Source organism: Christiangramia marina, from assembly GCF_048285865.1.
Classification (GTDB): Bacteria; Bacteroidota; Bacteroidia; order Flavobacteriales; family Flavobacteriaceae; genus Christiangramia; species Christiangramia marina.
This window is the reverse complement of sequence record NZ_JBLVTK010000002.1, coordinates 238,548-258,314: the sequence shown is the minus strand read 5'-3', so window position 1 is coordinate 258,314 and position 19,767 is coordinate 238,548. Positions and strand designations below refer to the sequence as shown.

General features: G+C 38.2%; 15 protein-coding genes. 9 read left to right on the top strand and 6 right to left on the bottom strand.

What is annotated here, in order from left to right; translation table 11 throughout:
* Positions 1 to 37 precede the first annotated feature (37 nt).
* From ACNKXS_RS07625 to ACNKXS_RS07605, 5 genes are all read left to right on the top strand, one after another.
* Positions 38 to 445 (top strand): DUF2059 domain-containing protein, encoded by a 408-nt coding sequence (locus ACNKXS_RS07625; RefSeq protein ID WP_417920360.1) that lies wholly within the window; start codon positions 38 to 40, stop codon positions 443 to 445.
* Between the two features lie 101 nt (positions 446 to 546).
* A complete protein-coding gene (locus ACNKXS_RS07620) occupies positions 547 to 1,386 on the top strand; it encodes a 1,4-dihydroxy-2-naphthoyl-CoA synthase (RefSeq protein WP_299153841.1) in 840 nt (279 codons plus the stop codon).
* Positions 1,387 to 1,449: 63 nt separating this feature from the next.
* Entirely contained in the window at positions 1,450 to 2,010 is a 561-nt protein-coding gene (locus tag ACNKXS_RS07615; protein WP_417920359.1) for a hypothetical protein, read from the top strand.
* Between the two features lie 53 nt (positions 2,011 to 2,063).
* Positions 2,064 to 2,282: a hypothetical protein gene (locus ACNKXS_RS07610; RefSeq protein WP_417920358.1), complete on the top strand. Its 219-nt coding sequence runs from the start codon at positions 2,064 to 2,066 to the stop codon at positions 2,280 to 2,282.
* 6 nt (positions 2,283 to 2,288) lie between these two features.
* Complete coding sequence (locus ACNKXS_RS07605) at positions 2,289 to 2,549, top strand: hypothetical protein (RefSeq protein WP_417920357.1); 261 nt, start codon at positions 2,289 to 2,291, stop codon at positions 2,547 to 2,549.
* A gap of 134 nt (positions 2,550 to 2,683) precedes the next feature.
* Here ACNKXS_RS07605 and ACNKXS_RS07600 read toward each other — a convergent pair whose 3' ends face one another.
* The 6 genes from ACNKXS_RS07600 to uvrA form a co-directional block, all read right to left on the bottom strand.
* Complete coding sequence (locus ACNKXS_RS07600; RefSeq protein ID WP_417920356.1) at positions 2,684 to 3,055, bottom strand: alpha/beta fold hydrolase; 372 nt, start codon at positions 3,053 to 3,055, stop codon at positions 2,684 to 2,686.
* An 18-nt stretch (positions 3,056 to 3,073) separates the two neighbouring features.
* The gene (locus ACNKXS_RS07595; protein WP_417920355.1) at positions 3,074 to 3,559 is read right to left on the bottom strand and encodes an alpha/beta fold hydrolase; all 486 of its coding nucleotides are present in this window, start codon (positions 3,557 to 3,559) and stop codon (positions 3,074 to 3,076) included.
* A 155-nt stretch (positions 3,560 to 3,714) separates the two neighbouring features.
* Complete coding sequence (locus tag ACNKXS_RS07590) at positions 3,715 to 6,114, bottom strand: alpha-ketoacid dehydrogenase subunit alpha/beta (protein WP_417920354.1); 2,400 nt, start codon at positions 6,112 to 6,114, stop codon at positions 3,715 to 3,717.
* Positions 6,115 to 6,303: 189 nt separating this feature from the next.
* The gene (locus ACNKXS_RS07585; protein WP_417920353.1) at positions 6,304 to 9,117 is read right to left on the bottom strand and encodes a metalloprotease; all 2,814 of its coding nucleotides are present in this window, start codon (positions 9,115 to 9,117) and stop codon (positions 6,304 to 6,306) included.
* A 76-nt stretch (positions 9,118 to 9,193) separates the two neighbouring features.
* Positions 9,194 to 9,883, bottom strand: a complete 690-nt coding sequence (locus ACNKXS_RS07580) for an LOG family protein (protein WP_026915679.1) — start codon at positions 9,881 to 9,883, stop codon at positions 9,194 to 9,196.
* Positions 9,884 to 9,892: 9 nt separating this feature from the next.
* Complete coding sequence (gene uvrA / locus ACNKXS_RS07575) at positions 9,893 to 12,724, bottom strand: excinuclease ABC subunit UvrA (protein ID WP_417920352.1); 2,832 nt, start codon at positions 12,722 to 12,724, stop codon at positions 9,893 to 9,895.
* Between the two features lie 385 nt (positions 12,725 to 13,109).
* Here uvrA and ACNKXS_RS07570 point away from each other — a divergent pair, with 385 nt between their 5' ends.
* From ACNKXS_RS07570 to ACNKXS_RS07555, 4 genes are all read left to right on the top strand, one after another.
* Positions 13,110 to 14,114, top strand: coding sequence for a response regulator transcription factor (locus ACNKXS_RS07570; protein ID WP_417920351.1), 1,005 nt, complete (start codon positions 13,110 to 13,112; stop codon positions 14,112 to 14,114).
* 394 nt (positions 14,115 to 14,508) lie between these two features.
* Positions 14,509 to 15,978, top strand: coding sequence for a hypothetical protein (locus tag ACNKXS_RS07565; RefSeq protein ID WP_417920350.1), 1,470 nt, complete (start codon positions 14,509 to 14,511; stop codon positions 15,976 to 15,978).
* A 61-nt stretch (positions 15,979 to 16,039) separates the two neighbouring features.
* Positions 16,040 to 17,767 (top strand): hypothetical protein, encoded by a 1,728-nt coding sequence (locus ACNKXS_RS07560; RefSeq protein WP_417920349.1) that lies wholly within the window; start codon positions 16,040 to 16,042, stop codon positions 17,765 to 17,767.
* Between the two features lie 79 nt (positions 17,768 to 17,846).
* Complete coding sequence (locus ACNKXS_RS07555; RefSeq protein WP_417920348.1) at positions 17,847 to 19,463, top strand: hypothetical protein; 1,617 nt, start codon at positions 17,847 to 17,849, stop codon at positions 19,461 to 19,463.
* The last annotated feature ends 304 nt before the right edge of the window (positions 19,464 to 19,767 follow it).

Here is a 19,767-nt window from a genome sequence, read left to right as displayed (position 1 = left end):
TTATTTTCACTTCCAAATTATAAAATCGAACACAAATATGAAAAAATTAATATTAAGTATTGGAGTTGCATTTTTAGGTTTTACCTCCCTGGCGCAGGAGCAAATGACTTCAGAAGAAACAAAAGCGATCAAGTTAATTGAGCTTACTTCCGGTCAGCAATTTGATATTATGACCGAGCCAATCGTGAAAATGGTTGCTGAAGACAAAAGAGAAGAATTTAAGAAAGAACTTTCTGCCAGCACTAAGGAATTGTATAAGAAAATGGCAGTGATCTATACCGAGAAGTTTACAGAAGAAGAATTGGATGAGATTCTTGCATTCTATGCTACACCGGTAGGAGAGAAGATGGTTGAGCTTACTCCAGATATTACTAAGAAAGCTATGGAGATAGGGCAGGAATGGGGAATGGAATTGCAACCTATGATGGCAAAATATATGCAATAATCATCTTTTAAGTATGATCTAAACCTGTTCCACGGAACAGGTTTTTTTATCTACTTTCTGAAGTGAACTTAAAACTTTATTTTTACTGAAAAACTATTTGTATGGCTACGATAAACTGGAAAACAGTACGTGAATATGATGATATAACTTATAAGAAGGCAGACGGAGTTGCGAGAATTGCATTTAACCGACCTGATGTTAGAAATGCCTTCAGACCAAAAACAACTTCAGAGCTTCTGCATGCTTTCCAGGATGCACATGAAGATACTTCGATTGGTGTGGTACTACTTTCTGCTGAAGGACCTTCTACAAAAGATGGAAAATGGGCTTTTTGCAGTGGAGGAGACCAAAAGGCTAGAGGCCACCAGGGTTATGTTGGTGAAGATGGATATCACAGGCTGAATATTCTTGAAGTACAACGGCTCATTAGATTTATGCCAAAGGCAGTGATCTGTGTGGTTCCCGGTTGGGCAGTAGGTGGTGGTCACAGTTTGCATGTGGTCTGCGATCTTACGCTTGCTTCTAAAGAACATGCGATCTTTAAACAGACCGATGCAGACGTCACCAGTTTTGATGCTGGATATGGCTCTGCTTACCTTGCAAAGATGGTGGGACAGAAGAAAGCCAGAGAGATCTTCTTTTTAGGAAGAAACTATTCTGCTCAGGAAGCTTATGAGATGGGTATGGTGAATGCAGTGATACCACACGAAGAATTGGAAACTACTGCATTTGAATGGGCACAGGAAATTTTAGAAAAATCACCGACTTCCATCAAAATGCTGAAATTCGCCATGAATCTTACCGATGATGGGATGGTAGGGCAGCAGGTATTTGCCGGTGAGGTCACCAGGCTGGCTTATATGACAGATGAAGCTAAGGAAGGTAGGGATGCATTCTTAGAGAAAAGAAAACCAAATTTCGAAAAGAAATGGATTCCATAGAGTATTCACGCAACCATTTCAAGATATTCACATCTATACATTAGAACTAATATTCAAATAATCATGCGTTCATTTAAATTACTCCATAAATTCTTATTTCTATCTCTAATATTTGTAAGCTTTAGTTCATGTAGTAGTGACGATAAGTCTGGAAATGAAAATGAATTTGTTGGTGAAAGTGGTATTAATTCTTCGGAAAGCAAAGAGTTATGGCTTTCCTTGAAAAGCACTAACAATGATAGCTATGAGTATACAATAGAGACAGTATCCTGGACAGGCTTTGCTACTTCAACTACAATAAAGGTTGAAGATGGGGAGGTTGTAAGTAGAGATTTTATGTCTACCCAGCCCCAGGAAGAGAATCCAGCCGAAACTGAAATTGTCGAAGAATACCTGGAGAATGGTTCTGATCTTGGAACTCATGAGAGTGGAGCAGATATTCTGACCATAGATGAATTGTACAGCCTTTGTTTTGCCGAATATTTGACTGTAGATACAGATTCCAACCTTATATATTTTAATACTACTTCCGAAGGAGTTATCAATACCTGTGGTTATGTAAATAAAGATTGTGCAGATGATTGTTTTGTTGGTTTTAAGCTGACTGACTTTACCTGGTTATAGCTTCACGGTCTCCAATAAAATTATATTTTTCGAAGCAGACTTAAAACATCAAGATGAAAAAGCTGCTTATAATGATGTCAGTATTCCTGATTTATGCGTGTTCCGAAGATTCGGATCCGGGAATTCTTGATCAGGAAGTTCTAAAGGAGAAACCGGAAGTAGTCGAAGAAGATATTGAAGAAGTATCTGACACCGAAACCGAAAGTGATGCTGATAGCGGCGATAATGCACATACCGAAATTGAAGTAGAACTTCCTCAGGTTTGGAAATAATTTAAAATGAGCTGCAGCAATACCGGAGAGTGTACAAAGGAAGGAGATGAAATGGATTTCCAGGATACTTATACTTTCAGGGAAGATAAAACAGTTGAAAAGATTAGGATTAGGCAGAATGATACGATAAAGGTAGAAGGAACTTTTAATGTAACTAAATTGTACTATGATACCCCGGCTTATACACTGCAGTATGAAGGAGAGCCAACACCAGAGGATATTGAGATCTATTCAAGTTGTTTAAGTAGGAAGAATATCTTTATGTGATTCAAGATGACGAAAATGTTCTCAAAAATTCTGTGGAAGATTGTGATGGACCTAGAATGTACTATAGCAGGGAAAATCAATAGAATAAATAAACGAAGCACATAGAAAAGCCATATAGAAATACACGGCTTTTTTTAGTTTTGACATTTCTGGAATTCAATTCGTTCTTTAATTAAGTCATCAATTTTTGCTGCAATTTTCTCATGAACCTCTTCCTGCAGAAAATGTTTTGATGAGAGCAAATGAGTTTCCTGGGTATCGGTTAATTCCTCCAGTTCTTTACTAAAATGATCGTAGGTTAGAGCCGGATCATCCTCGCCCCATACTGCCTGAATTGGATAGTCTACATTTTTTAAAGCGCTCTGTACTGAATTCTGAAATTCTTCAGTTTGGTTGAAATCTCTCATGAGCTTCAGAAAAGCTTTACCATCATCTTCTCTCTTTAGTAGATCAACGTAGGCTTTAATTTCCGCAGAAGAAGAACAGAAAGAATTGTTTACTCCCATTTAAGAAAACATAATAGGCTAGGTAGCGTGTGTATTGGAAATTAACTCAGCTTCACCCAGCACTTTTTTCTCGAATGGTCGCATCGCCAACGGTTTCTTGAAATTCTGAATATCTATCACGGTATTCAGTATAGTAATTGATCGAACTTTTTCAAGATTTTTAGCAGCTAGCGCAAACCCAACCGGACCACCAATGTCATGAACAACTAAATGAAATTTTTCAATCTTTAATTTCTTTAGGCAGTCTGTAAGGAAGTCGGCGAAATTATTGAATTCATAATTAAAATCCTCCGGTCTGTTGGTTAAACCTAGTCCGGGAAGATCAACAGAGACACCACGACGACCTTTTTCAGCTAGTGAATCTATAACTTTCCTATATAAAAAAGAGGAAGTAGGCACTCCATGAACACAAAATACCACTTCACCGCTTCCTTGGTCCAGAGCGAATGTGTTGATACCGTTAAAATCTAAATATTTTCCTGCTGGTTCGTGATATTTGATCACCTCTTCAATTTCCTTACTCGTAACCGTTTTGTTTGAATAGCCATAAAGCTACGATCTCGAAATTAAGTCTCTCGAAAGCAAGCCTTAAACCATGGTTAATAAGAACTAAAAAGCCGCGAATGAATCGCGGCTTATATATGAACATATAGATTTTACTAGCGTAGTTTCGGATATTTATTAGGATTGGTTTCGTGCATGATCGCATACACTTTTTCGAAGATATCTTCCGCAGATGGTTTGGAAAAATAATCACCGTCTGTACCGTAAGCAGGCCTGTGTTCTTTAGCTGTTAAGGTTTGCGGTTTACTGTCCAGGTATCTATATGCATTTTGTTCATCAAGAACTTTCTGCAATATATAGGCTGAAGCTCCTCCAGGAACATCTTCGTCGATGACCAATAGTCGGTTAGTCTTTTGAACACTTTTTACGATGTCATGGTTAATATCAAAAGGTAATAAAGACTGAACATCTATCACTTCGGCATCAATGTCAACCTGAGACAGTTCCTTGGCTACCTCTTCTACAATTCGCAATGTAGAACCGTAGGAAACAAGAGTGATATCTGTACCTTCTTTCAAAGTTTCAGTTACCCCAATAGGCGTTTTGATATCCTTTAGGTTCGTAGGTAGCTTTTCTTTAAGCCTATATCCATTAAGACACTCGATAACTAACGCTGGAGTATCTAATTCCAAAAGATGATTGTAGAAACCAGCTGCTTTCGTCATGTTTCTAGGAACAAGAACGTACATTCCTCTTACAAGGTTAAGAATACCGGCCATTTGCGAACCACTATGCCAGATACCTTCGAGACGATGCCCTCTTGTTCTAACAATTAAAGGCGCCTTTTGCATTCCTTTGGTTCTATAGTGCAGTGTTGCAAGGTCATCACTCATCCCTTGAAGACAGTACATTACATAATCTAGATACTGGATTTCAGCGATTGGGCGTAGTCCTCTCATTGCCATTCCAATTCCCTGTCCAAGAATGGTAGCTTCTCTAATCCCGGCATCAGAAACTCTGAATTTTCCGTATTTATTCTGAAGTCCTTCAAGGCCCTGGTTTACATCTCCAATTTCACCTGCATCTTCACCGAAGATCAAAGCATTTGCGTGATTTTCAAAGATCTGATCGAAATTATCTCTTAGTATAATCCGGGCATCAACTTCCTCTGCTTCTTCATTATATTCAGGTAAAACCTCTGTTAGCGTATCTTCATTGATATAAAGATGCGAACTGTATTCTCCTTTATTCTCTTCTCCAAATTCACTTAACCAGTTAAGTAATTCATCTTTTTCAGCTGAAGATTCACCGATTGTATATCTTAAAGTTTGTCTTGCAGCAGAAATTAGATCTTTCTTTAAAGGCTCTCTGTCATTGGCAATATTCTCTTTAAGAGAGTTAATAAAATTCCCGTTAGAACTATTACCAGCAACCTTACCAAGAAGTTCTACAACTTGCTTCTTTCTAGCTAAAGTTGGTTTTAAATAATTGTTCCAGGCGTTGCTTTTAGCAGCTCTTACCTGTTTTTTGATCTCTTTCTCCATGACCTCAAGATCTTCAGCATTGGAAAAATTATTTTCTATGATCCATTCCCGGAATTTCACGTTACAATCATGTTCCTTCTCCCAGTTCAATCGGTCTTCAGATTTATATCTCTCATGAGATCCTGAAGTTGAGTGACCCTGAGGCTGTGTTAATTGCTGAACATGAATTAGAACCGGGCAATGCTCTGCGCGTGCAATGGAGGATGCTTTTTCATAGGCATCTACTAAAGCTGGGTAATTCCAGCCTTCTACCACAATGATCTCATAACCATCATGTTCTTCATCACGCTGAAACCCTTTAAGAATTTCAGATATATTTTCTTTAGTTGTTTGATGCCTGGCGTGTACAGAAATTCCATACTCATCATCCCAGACACTCATCACCATTGGTACCTGTAAAACACCGGCTGCGTTAATGGTTTCCCAGAAATGACCTTCACTTGTACTGGCATTTCCAATGGTTCCCCATGCTACTTCGTTTCCATTATCTGTAAATTTCTCTGCAGAAATCCCATCGACATTTCTGTAGATCTTGGAGGCCTGAGCAAGACCAAGTAGTCTTGGCATTTGCCCGGCAGTAGGAGAAATATCTGAACTGGAATTCTTCTGTTCCATCAAATTTTTCCATTCTCCATTCGCATCTAGGCTATGCGTCATAAAATGTCCACCCATCTGTCTACCGGCAGACATTGGTTCATTTTCCAGATTCGTATCTGCATATAAACCAGCAAATAACTGTTCAGGAGTAAGAGCGCCTATTGCCATCATAAAAGTTTGATCGCGATAATAACCCGATCTAAAATCTCCATTTTTGAAAGCTTTGGCCATCGCCAGTTGTGGCACTTCCTTTCCATCTCCAAATATTCCGAACTTCGCCTTCCCGGTAAGTACTTCCCGTCTACCTAAAAGACTACACTCTCTGCTGGTGACAGCAATTTTGTAATCTTCAAGTACCTGAGACTTGAATTCATCAAATGAAATAGAATTTTCAGTTTGTGTTTCGCTTTGCATGAACATTATTTTGAATAGTAGCAAATGTAGCGAAAATCAAAATTATACACAATTCAAATTTTCACGTCAAAACTGATAATAATTCAATTTTAACCTTTATTTATTATTTATTTCAGAAATAAAAGGCTTGAGATCTAGAATTCGTTGACAAATACGAAATTGTTCTGAGTATAACGTAAGGGAATATATTTAATACCAGCGTCTTGTAAACAGTTTTATAATTGTGCCAATATCAAGGGAGACGATGAACCTGATCTTTTCATCATAATTTTCCTGAGCCACTTCCCAGCCCAGGTTGGAATAGACCGGAAGAAAAAGTTCAAAGTAATCCTGAACGAGACTCATACGTATACCGGAATCGTAAAGTAATTTTCCATTCTTATGCCGATTCTTTACAATACCCACATCACCATAAGCGTAGATCCATTTCCAGATATTGGTACTTGCGTTTATAGTGGTAATCCATTCATTGGCATATTCCGGTTGGAGTTGAGATTTGAAGCCGCCTTCAGCAACAATGATCTGTTGGCTGAACAATCCGCTTCCCTGGCTTCTTCCGTAGTAATTGTAGTCAAAAAGATAATCTGTAGGACGATCCAGCGCAAAACTGAAGTAATCATTATTACGGGCATCATTGTACAAAAATGTTCCTCCGAAGAACCTTAAATTGATTTGCCTGTTATTGGTGAACAGTTTTCTATATTCTGCTGTTACCGCTATTTTGCTGAACTTATCTGATAGCTGATAATCGAAAGATGCGGTTAAATGCTTTAGAAAGTTAGGGTTGCTATAGTTATATTTCACATTCAGAACATTATAGTCTGGCTGAAGGAGTGGATCCTCAGGATTTTGATCTCGATGAACATTGATATTTCTAATCAATAAACGCTGACTTTCATTACTTCTTAAATATGAATTTCTGAAGGCGAAAACCAGAAACGGACTGTATTTCTGGTAGAATAGATCATAACCATAGGAATATCGTGAACCTCCAATCCCATAATAAATAAGGTACAGATAATTATTCTCGAACTGATGGGCGTTATAGAATGATGCCGATCCAACAAGAGTTTCACTACCAAAACCATATTTTGGAGAAAGTGAAAAATTGAAAGTTTTGCTCAGAACTGTTTTATTATAAAGTTTAGGCCCAATGGAAATACCATCGTAAAGGTTGAAATCAAATTCTGGCATAAAAAAGATCTGATTATACCTTGGATCTTCGATATCCTGAAGCAGCCTGAATTGTAAGGGCTTATTAAGCAGTGTGGTTACACGCTTGTAATTATTTCTTTGATTGAATTCAGGGATCTCGGCTTCATAATTTAAAGCAAGTCTTTCGATATCCATTCGGGGGATAGTAACCGTTTTAGTATCCCGAACCTTTTCTACCCAGGTCTTAAAGATGGATTTTCCGTCCTTAAGTCCGTAGAGACTGACAGGCATTTCATTCTGCCTTAAATTCCTGATTTGAACATCGAGAGAATCATCCTCTCTTTCTGTTACCTTCTGAATCTTAAAATCAATTTTAGTATTGCTTCCTACGTAATCTTCAAAAAACCAAGAAATATCTTTCCCTGCATTCTTCTGAAGGATCTCTGCGAATTGATCATCGCTCGTAGGTTTTAGTTTATACTTCTTATAAAATTCACCAATAGATTTCGATACCGTTGAGTCGCCTAGAAACTCTTCAAGATATTTGATCCCAACACCAGCTTTGTAGGCGTTTGCAATATTCTTGTTGAATTTGACCAGGGAATCCTGGCTGGTGTTTAGTGGCTGATCAATATTCATCCTGGCTACATTCATGTAAAGGAATTGGTATTGATCGTTGAATTCAAGATCTGCAGCATGGAACCAGCGAATTCCAATTATGTCACTCAAATTCCCAATAAGTTTCATTTTAGGATAGTAAGTGTCCACGTAATCGATCATTAATGAAACCAGAATAGCATCGGTCACCCATTTCTCGGTTCTGGGATTGATGAAAACTGAGTTCTGGAGATAGTAATTAGTTACGGTTTTGAATAGTTTGAGATCATATTGAAATCCGTCTGGAAATGGACGTATAAAACCTGGTAATTGATTAAGTCCATAAATAGGACTGTTCTGATAATCTTCCTGGGTAATAAAGATATTTTCATTGGGATAGCTTCCCAGCCGATTTTCAAGGAAACTAAAGGTTCGGGAGAGCAACTTTGTTTTGTTTTCCAGCTCAATATCTTCATCACGGATATTGGTGATTACTTTGTTAGAGTTGGCAGGTAGAGATTCAAAAATGTAAGTATTGGTAAGGTACATTTTACTATCCACACGTTGGTCTCCGCTAAAATGAATGGTCTTAAAACCTTTTCTGGTTTGGGTGCGCGTAAGGTCTAATGCTGAAGCTGCATAATATTCAGTAGGAATATCGATATCGATCTCAATACTATACGGACTTACATATTGGGTGCCGAGATCTTTGTGACTGTAAAGTTTCCAACCGTTATCCAGTGGGGCAGGAGTCATGTACCAGTAACGTAATTTGTAATTCCCATCACCATCCCGACCAAATCGGGTGAATTTGTCATCAGGAATTTTCAAGTCGTATTGAAGGTTTATCGTGATGGAATCTCCGGAGGCCAGTGGTTCGGGGAGAAATACTCGTACCAGGTCTTCAATATTGCCGGGACGATCCCATTCCAAAGCGAATCCTTCAGCAGAATTTATGGACTCAATAGAGGTATGACCACGTTCTTCCTGCCTGGCAAAATGAAAGCGGCGGGCAAAATCTTCAGCAAACCTTTTCGCCAGAGGAGAAGTCTTGGAACTAAATGCATTGTTCCAGTCATTCAGGTAAATACTTACCAGTTCTCTTTCTTCAGTATTGACAAAAGTAATTTGCTGGTCGACTTCAATAGTATGAAGACTGTCAACCAGACGGGCGTTCACCTTCATGGCATTTTGTGCAGAGAGCCATAACGGGAATAGTAAGACTAGAAAGATACACTGAAGGTATTTCAACGAAATTTAAGTTTAGTGCTGATAAAAATCAGATCTAAATATAAACAAAGTTTGATACCTTCAGCAGTTGAAAATATTAGAAATTCGGGCTTAAGTTATATTCATCATAGAATTTATCCAGGATGTCTATTACTTCGTCTTCAGTATCTACGACCTGTACCAGATCAATATCTGCAGGACTAATATTTTGAAAACTATCAAGAAGGGTAGTTTTGATCCATTCAACAAGACCTCCCCAGAATTCTGTACCAACAAGAATGATTGGAAACTTATCGATCTTATGTGTTTGAATTAGAGTAATCGCTTCGAACAATTCATCGAGCGTACCAAAACCACCAGGCATTACTACAAACCCCTGTGAATACTTTACGAACATTACCTTTCTAACGAAGAAATAATCAAAATCAAGACTTTTATCGTTATCTATATATGGATTGTCATGCTGCTCAAAAGGAAGATCGATATTAAGTCCAACAGATGTACCGCCGGCAAGGTGAGCTCCTTTGTTACCAGCCTCCATGATCCCGGGACCACCACCAGTGATGACGCCATAGCCATGATCAACGATCTTTTTCGCCACTTTTTCGGCCAGTCCGTAATACTTCATATCTGGTTTAGTTCGTGCAGATCCAAAAATAGAAACACAAGGTCCAATCTGGCTTAGTTTCTCGTATCCATTCACGAATTCCCCCATTATCTTAAAGATCGCCCAGGAATCATTCGTTCTTATCTCGTTCCAGGCTTTATTGCTATTTGCTGCTTTCATATAATTGATTTAACTCATTTCCTTCTTGAGGAAGCGAGCAGTGTAACTTTTTGTGTTTTTAATTATTTGTTCAGGAGTGCCGGTTGCGACAACTTCACCACCACCTTTACCACCTTCGTACCCTATATCTATGATATGATCTGCCATTTTGATCACATCCATATTATGTTCTATAATAAGGACTGTATTTCCTTTATCGGTTAGCGAATTTAAGACATCCATCAAAACCCTGATATCTTCAAAATGCAAACCGGTCGTTGGCTCGTCCAGGATATAAAAAGTATTCCCGGTATCTCTTTTGGAAAGCTCAGTAGCCAGTTTTATCCTTTGGGCTTCTCCTCCAGAAAGTGTTGTGGATTGTTGTCCCAAACTAATATATCCCAATCCAACATCCTGGATGGTTTTCAATTTTCTATAGATCTTCGGAATATTCTCGAAGAAAGGTGTAGCCTCATTGATGGTCATTTCCAGCACATCTGCGATAGATTTTCCTTTATATCGAATCTCCAGGGTTTCACGATTAAAGCGTTTCCCCTGGCAGGTTTCACATTCTACGTAAACATCTGGCAAAAAATTCATTTCGATCACACGAAGTCCGCCACCTTTACAGGTTTCACATCTTCCGCCTTTCACATTAAAGCTAAATCTTCCCGGTTTATATCCCCGAATAAGAGACTCAGGAGTTTTAGCAAAAAGATTCCGCACTTCAGAAAATACACCGGTATAAGTCGCGGGATTCGAACGCGGGGTTCGCCCAATCGGACTTTGGTTAATATCGATCACCTTGTCTATATGGTCCAGTCCTTTAATGGTTTTATAAGGTTTAGGAACCTTAACACCGTTAAAATAATGAGCATTCATGATAGGGTAGAGGGTCTCATTGATCAAAGTAGACTTTCCACTTCCCGATACACCGGTTACCGCAATCATTTTTCCTAATGGAATTTTAATGCTTACATTCTTCAGGTTATTTCCTGTCGCACCTTTTAATTCTATCGACTTCCCATTACCTTTTCGTCTTTTTTCCGGAATAGCAATGGCCTTTTTACCACTCAAATAATCTGCGGTTAGCGTAGAATGATTCAGCAGTTCTGAAGGAGGACCTTCGCTAATGATCTCACCACCATATTTCCCGGCACGTGGTCCAATATCGATCACGTGATCTGCCCTTTCGATCATATCCTTATCGTGCTCAACAACGATTACTGTATTCCCGATATCTCTTAATGATTCCAGAGAATTAATTAGCTTTTCGTTATCACGTTGATGCAGTCCTATACTTGGTTCATCAAGAATGTACAAAACACCTACCAGTTGAGATCCAATCTGTGTAGCAAGTCTTATACGTTGTGCTTCCCCACCCGAAAGTGATTTGGAGCCACGATTAAGATTGAGGTACGTAAGACCTACATCTACCAGAAAGGCGATACGGGCGCGAATTTCTTTTACGACCTCTTGGCCAATCTGTAATTGTTTTGCTGAAAGCTTTGCTTCGATATTTTCGAACCAGTCAGCAAGGTCTGAAATATCAAGATTAGCAAGTTCTGCAATATTTTTATCATTTATTCTGAAATATAAAGCTTCCTTTTTTAATCTGGTACCTTCACATTCGGGGCAATCTACCTTATCCATGTATTCCTTAGCCCATCTACGTAAAGAAGTAGAATCGTTGTTCTTAAAGGTTGTTTCAATAAAGCTTGCCACACCTTCAAAATCGATCTTAAAATCCCGGGTGATTCCTAGAGCCTTGGATTCCTTACTGAATTTTTCCTTTCCTCCATATAGAATCATGTCCAATGCTTCCTTCGGAATCTTATTGATGGGGTCATTCAGACTAAAATCAAAGCGTTCAGCTATAAGTTCAAGTTGAGAAAATACCCAGTTCTTTTTTTGAGGTCCGTGAGGTTCCAGACCTCCGTTTTTAATGGATTTCTTAGGCTCCGGAATAATCTTGTCAATATTCACCTGATACAAGGTTCCTATCCCATTACAATTAGGGCAAGCTCCTTTAGGCGAGTTGAAGGAAAAACTATTTGGTTCTGGATTGGGGTAACTTATTCCTGTAGTAGGACACATAAGATTCCTGCTAAAATATCGAACCTCACCACTATCCTGGTCCAGGATCATCAAAGTATCCTCCCCGTGGTACATGGCAGTTTTGATACTTTCATCAAGTCTTTTATCTGCTTCGGGCTTTTCTTCAATTTTAAGGCGGTCTACAACAATCTCAATATCATGAGTCTTGTATCGATCCAGCTTCATGCCTTTTTCAATATCCACCACTTTTTCATCTGCCCGAACTTTTATAAATCCCTGCTTGGCAATGGATTCAAACAATTCGCGGTAGTGACCTTTCCTACTTCTAATTACTGGTGCAAGAATATTCACCTTTTTACCCTTAAAATCCTGTAAAATGAGTTCTTTTATCTGGGAGTCTGTGTAGCTCACCATTTTCTCACCGGTCTTGTAACTGTAGGCTTCTCCGGCTCTGGCAAACAACAATCTCAGGAAATCATAGATCTCTGTGATGGTTCCTACGGTACTCCTTGGGTTTTTACTGGTTGTTTTCTGTTCTATGGCGATCACTGGAGAGAGACCTTCGATTTTGTCCACATCTGGACGTTCCAGGCTTCCTAAGAACTGGCGCGCATAAGCAGAAAAAGTTTCAATGTATCTACGCTGTCCTTCAGCATAGATAGTATCGAATGCGAGTGAAGATTTACCAGATCCAGAGAGACCTGTAATGACAACCAGCTGTTCCCTGGGTATAGAAACATCTATATTCTTAAGATTGTGAACTCTAGCTCCTAATACTTCGATACTGTCTTCAAATTTCGCCATACATTTTTTCAAGATGGCAAAGTTACTTATTGTAAAGCTATTAAGAAAGCCGAAGTCAAAGTACTGTTGTTAAGATAGCTGTAATTTTTTTGTAAGAAAGATTCTGGCTGTAAGTTGTTAAGATAATCTTAATATAGAGAGTAATTTCAGCTTTCCACTCGTTGAAGTAAGTTAAAATTGTTAAGAAAACCTTAATACCTACATTGTAAATAACTAATTGTCAGAGTAATATTACTGTAAAAATTTTATCTCTGGATTTACAGCCATTATATTTGGTTATCCCTAAAAATGTTCCCGATCTGTTCATGATCTATTTGAAGTGTAACTTTTATCCCACTTAGTTGCAATTGGAGCTTGTTTATATTTATTTAATGTTTGAGATAAAATGCAAAAGAAACAATTACTTATTGTAAGTAAGAATGAATTGCTTATCCAGGAACTTGATCAGGGTTTGAGCACTATGTTTGATATTTCCATAGAAGGATCTATTCACGTAGCTTATCACAGGGTTCTCAATTTATTACCAGATACGATTGTTTTCGACAAAACTTCCTATCGTAAACCTTCAGATTTTAAGAATCTGAAAAACTTTAAGGCATCCCACTTCCTAAAAAGAGCACATCTTGCAATCTATGGAAGTTCGTTGGAAATTAAGATGATGGCAAAGCGATACAAAGATCTTGTAGATGAGTATCATTCTACTGCCACAGGTTTAGAGCAATTGGTTTCCAGAATTGCTCGCACTGCAGAGCAACACAAACTTAATTACTGGCATGAATGCTTTATGGGTCTTTTTCACCTGATGAATCAACCCGTGCTGCTTCTGGAGAAGGACCAGATAGTAAATATGAATGATGTCGCAAGAAATACATTCAGAACAAGTGAAGAAATGCTGGATATTACAGATATTGTTAGACCGGAAACTAAGAATACCATACGGGAATGTTTGCGCAAATTTGCAAAAGGTAAGCATATGCATGCTACAACTGAAACCACTCTCAGGATCACGAGTCAGAAACTTAGGAATGCACGTATCACGCTTTCAAAACTAACTCCGAAAATTCAGGATACCTATATAATGCTGATTGATTTTATGGGTGATGAATATTGTCTTCGAGACAACGTGGGATCTACGGCTACAGAAGTTGAAAATTCTCTGGCGATGGCGAAATGTATGGAAGAGGAGAATTTCACGAGAAGAGAAAAAGAGATCATTACTCTATTATGTAAGGGCTATAAGACCAAGGAGATTTCAGAAGCACTATTTATTAGCCCTAAAACGATAGAGAAGCACAGATCAAGTATTATAAAAAGAACAAATTCAGACACGATCCTTGAAAGCATTATTTACGCTATCAATCACAACCTGGTAGAAATACCAAAATCTTAAAGCATTGTTAAAGAGATGTTTTAAGATAAATAATAGGGGATTTCCCCTATAAAGTTGAGGAATACAATAACATATATTTACATAGATTTCTAAAAGAGGTTGCCCCCATCTTCACAAAATCTTTCCTACACTAAGATCGCCCCCGATCCCTACTACTTAATAAATTGAAAAGAATCATCTCATTTGAGATAACAAATATTATTTATTAACCATTCGAAAATTTATTAACCAAAACTCTGTAGTTATGAAGTAGATAGTCACTCCCACCTGGTTCCATCTGAACCGGAAAACTCGTAAGATCAAATCTTAAGAACCTTTATCCATGAACATGTATCGTTCCTTGGATCAGACATTTATTAACCATTCTCAAAATTTTAACCAAAACTTTTTAATCATGAAAAAATTTAATTTATACCTCGCTATTTTCTCGATGTGTGCTTTAGTGCTCACCGGATGTAGCAAAGATGAAAACGAAAAAATGAATCCAGGTGAAGATTCTGCATTTGTTGAGATCACTTTTGGAGCATCACTTGACGAACTGGTAAACCGGGCCGTGCAGGTGAATAAAGACCATTTTAACCAGATTCCAACCTGTTCAGATGCTACACCTGCAGTAGCAAGGATCGAATTTTCCTATGGAGGGCAGAATTATTCAACAGATGTAGATATTCTGTTTGATGGAACTGCATATTTTACAGATTATTCTGAAGCATTAAAAATCCCAGTAGCAAATAACGGTACGACTACCGTTACTTTAACTGGTTTTATGGTGTACGACGGAGATCCTGATACAGATGGAGATATTATCTGGATCGCGCCTAAATCATCTGAAGAAGGTCAGTTTGATGGATATGTAGACAACCCACTACCATTCGATTTTGATGTTCGAGACGGTACAAAACCATATATTGATATTGAAGTTCTTTGCTACGATAGACGTATGGTAAATGAATATGGTTATGTATTCTTTGAACTTGAAAATACTGAACTAATCAACTTCTGTATTTTTGGAAACTTTTGTCCTCCATCTGGTAGACACTACCTTGCTTCTTATAGCGTAAATGTATGGACAGTCGATGAAAACGGTAATAATCTTGTAGATCTTTACGATGGTGGTATTGAAAATATGATCGTTGAAGAAGACGGACAGTATTCTGCAGACCCATTATGTATTGTATTACCAGATAGATTAGACGAGACTGATAGATATCGTATTGAAATTAGAATTCAAGATGGTCCTGATTATGATGCTAATGAAGGTGAATTAATTAGAACTGCAATTCTTACAGATCTGGAAATTAGAACATTCTTCGATGGAGATGATAATCTGGAATACTACCACTTCTTTGAAGGTTGTGGAGAGTCTGATGATCCACAAATCTTTGATGATCCTCGTGACGACACCATGGTTTACAAAACCTGTGCTAAAGAATTAAATGATTCAGGTGTTATAGCTTTAGCTTCAGTTGCAAAAACAGGAAACAAATTTGATGTAACCGTACTTGCTACCAATACAACTGCTGGTATGAGTCACCTACAGCACATACATGGATTTGCTCCTGTACAGGGAGTTCAGCAGGATGCGACCTGTCCAACTATGGACGCTGCTGGTGCAGATGGAATTTTGACTCTTGAAGAAGGTGTGCCATTCTACGGTCCTGTTCAATTGGGTCTTTCTGTTTCTGGTGATCAATATCCTGTTGCAGATGCAAATGGAAATTATATCTACGAAAGAGTTTTCACACTCTCAGCCGACGAAATGGAAAATCTCACATCTCTTGATAAGAACGTGATCGTAATTCATGGTCTTGATGGCAACGCTACTTTACCAGTAGCTTGTGGAGAACTTTCTTTGGTTCAATAATATTGAGGGGACACTTGAAGTAAGTGTCCCTTTTTTTTAATCAACTTAAAACACAACATAAATGAAACATTTTAAAATTTGCTTGGGCTTATTAGCAATGTTAGCGTTGCTGGTGATGTCTTGTAGCCAGGAAGATCAATCTTCCTCTGAAACCGGCACAGATATTCAGTCTGTAGACTTACAATTTGGAGCTTTATTAAATGACCTGGCAAATCGAGCCATGAGCGTGAACAAGGATCATTTTAACCAAATTCCTGATTGTTCAGATGCACTTCCAGCAGTAGCTAGTATAGCTTTTAGCTATGGTGGAAATGACTATGATGTAGATGTAGACATTCTAAATGATGGATCAGATTTTTATACAGCATATTCAGAAGATCTAAAAATACCGGTAGCAAATAATAGTGCTGTTACCGTGACTCTAAACGGTTTCCGTGTTTATGACGGTGATCCAGATGATGATGGTGAGCTAATTTGGGTAGCTCCAATAGAAACCACACCCGGACAGTTTGATGGATATGTGGATAACCCTTTGCCTTTCACTTTTGAAGTTCGAGACGGTACGAAACCATATATAGATATTGAAGTTTTATGTTTTGATCGTAGAATGGTGAACGAATATGGTTATCCTTTCTTTGATCTGGTACCTGGAAAACTTTATCCTTTATGCTTTTTCGCAAACTATTGCCCTAGTGTAAACGGTAGGCATTATGTAGGTAACTATAGCGTAGATCTTTATTATGATAATGGTGAAGAGCGTATAAAACTTTATTCTACAGCACAAACACCAACAACTGGTGAAACTAATGGAGAATATTTTGCAGACCCTCTTTGTTTAGTAGTACCAGAATCTCCTTTTGATGATCCTACTACTGAATATCTTTTCTATACGGTTACACCTTTAGACTGGACAGATTCCTATGGTGATATAGATAATACGCCATTAGCAGAAGTTGGTCTAAACTGGAATGATGTAGATGCATTATTGAGTGCTGATGGTGAATCTGTAGATTACATACACCTGTTTATTGGTTGCGAACCACCAATAGGTGATTGTCCTGGTGTGCCAACTCAAGGAGATATGGATGGAGATTGTGTGCCAGATGTTGATGACGAATGTCCAGAAGTTCCAGGTACTGTTGAAAATTTTGGTTGTCCAGATGATGAATGTCCTGGAGAAGATTTAGATGGTGACGGATTATTCGGAGACTGTGATCAGTGTCCTAATGAAGCTGGAACAGCTGATAACTTTGGTTGCCCAGTGGATGATTGTACTACTGATACTGATAATGATGGTGTAGTAGATTGTGAAGATGAATGTCCAGATACTCAGGGTCCTGCAGATAATGATGGTTGTCCAGAAGATAATGGAGGTGATACTTGTGAAACTGCATTTATGTTTGGTGATACACAAATCAATAGCATTTCAAATGGCAACCGTTGGGGATGGGCTGAAAACTTTGATACCACAATTGATGGTAACAGTAAAACTTTCAATTTCTGGGCTGGAGCTGGTCAAAATGATACTAGCAAAGGAGAACTTGTAGGTACTGTGACAATTACTGTTGATGGGGACGAGGTCAATTTTGATATAGATCTTGAATCGGGAGTTAGCCTTGATGATCTTCACGTTTACTTAAGCGAAGATAACCCTGGAAATACAGCGAAAAGTCCAGGTCAGTATAACAGAAATGATGAGGTAAGTACAGGTGATTTAGATTTCACTTTAGAGCGTAGCAGCAGCGATTCCAGTTTTTGGATAATTGTTCACGGAGTGGCTTGCTATTAATTGAAAATAAATCCATCCTGGAATTTGCATAAACTTCAGGATGGGATTTTTTCAGAAATAATATTAATTAAAAATAGACATGATGAAGTTTATAAATAAATATATAGCATTAATAGCCTTAGGCGCTATGATGTTTACATCCTGTAGTAAGGATGAAAGTTCTGAGGTAATAGATGACGCAGAACTTCAGGCAGTGGAAATTACGTTTGGAGCTTCACTCAATGATCTGGTAGATCGAGCGGCTCAAAGCATAAGCAAGGATCATTTCAATACGATTCCTGATTGTTCTGATGCTGAACCAGCTGTAGCGAGAATAGATTTTAGCTATGGAGGGAACAGTTACCAGACAGATGTAGCCATTCTCAAAGATGCAAATGGATATTTTACCGACTATTCTGAAGATCTTAAAATATTAGTACCAAACAATGGCCAGGTAACGATTAGCCTCGACGGTTTTATGGTTTATGATGGTGATCCTGATTCTACCGGAAATTTGATCTGGGTAGCTCCAAAAGAATCTGATGGTGATTTCGATGGATATGTAGATCAGGCACTACCTTTTGATTTTACTGTTGAAGATGGTACTAAACCATACATTGATGTAGAAGTTCTATGTTTTGATAGAAGAATGGTAAATGAGTATGGATATGTATTTTTTGATATACTTCCTGAAGTTATTTATCCTTTATGTCTTTTTGTAAACTACTGTGATGAAGATGGAAGACATTATGTAGCTGATTATAGTATTGATCTATATTTTGGAGAGAATGCATCTGGTATTCAACTCTATGATCATACAGAAAGTTCAGCTATGGCTTCAACTGGAGATTACGGTGATGGTCAGTATTACGCAGATCCACTTTGTCTTGTAGTTCCAGGTCCACCTGCTAATCTTGGTGACAACGAACCTTACTTGTACATGGTACTGTACCCGCAAGATTGGGATGGTACTGGTGACATTGATAACTCACCAATCCAGGGAATAACTTTATCATGGAACATGGTTAAGTCTTTACTGAATGGAGATGGTACAACAAACGAATATTATCACCTGCTTATTGGTGAATGTGAAGGTGCCTTGACCGGAGATGGTTCTGGCGGAGGAGATACCGGAAACAATGACCTTGATGGTGATGGTGTCACTAATGATATCGACCAGTGTCCTAATACACCAGACGGAGCTGTTGTAAATGCAGTTGGATGTCCAGATTCAGACGGAGATGGAGTGTATGATAATGATGATTTATGTGAAGAAACTCCAACTGGTACTGCAGTAGATGAAGACGGTTGTCCAGTAGATATTGGAGGACCTGATTGTGGAACTGCAACCTGGGGACGCGAAGATCTTGTAGAAGGTTTTGGTCTTGTATTACCTACTGACTTTACTTTTCCTGTAAGGATCTTAGCTGAAGCTTCTACATTAGATGGATTAAGTACTAATTTGGAAATCGGTACCATTCAATTGAGTACAGTAGAAGGAGGAATTGCATTAGCTATTAATATAGAAGACGGAGCCTATGAAGTAACGGAATACACTATTAGTGCAAGTTTAAGTGCGGATGGTAGTAACCCTATTGTTGAATCTGGTTCATCAATTTCAGCGGGAGGCTCGGCGAATGAAACCTTAACAATTCCTTCATTTCAGGATTTGTATTTAAAAATCGAATTCGATATATGTGAGGTTTCTGTGAATTAATTCTTAAAAAGACCCGCATGATTAATTAACCGGGGGGTGACTAATTTGCGGGTTTTTTACCCACTCCTGTGGAGTGTGTGTAAGGCTGTCTGGAGAAATCCAGACAGTTTTTTTTTGTGCAGGTATTAGAAAAATATATATGTTAACGACTGCAAATCAGTGAACTGAATGAAGGAATTCACGCACATAGTTGCTGGTATACTTTGTATTGATTAGGGTTTTACCAGTTGAATGAAATCCTTATAAAGCTGAAACGCTAACATTAGAATATATTGAAAATGACTGATTCTAAACATTTTGTAAG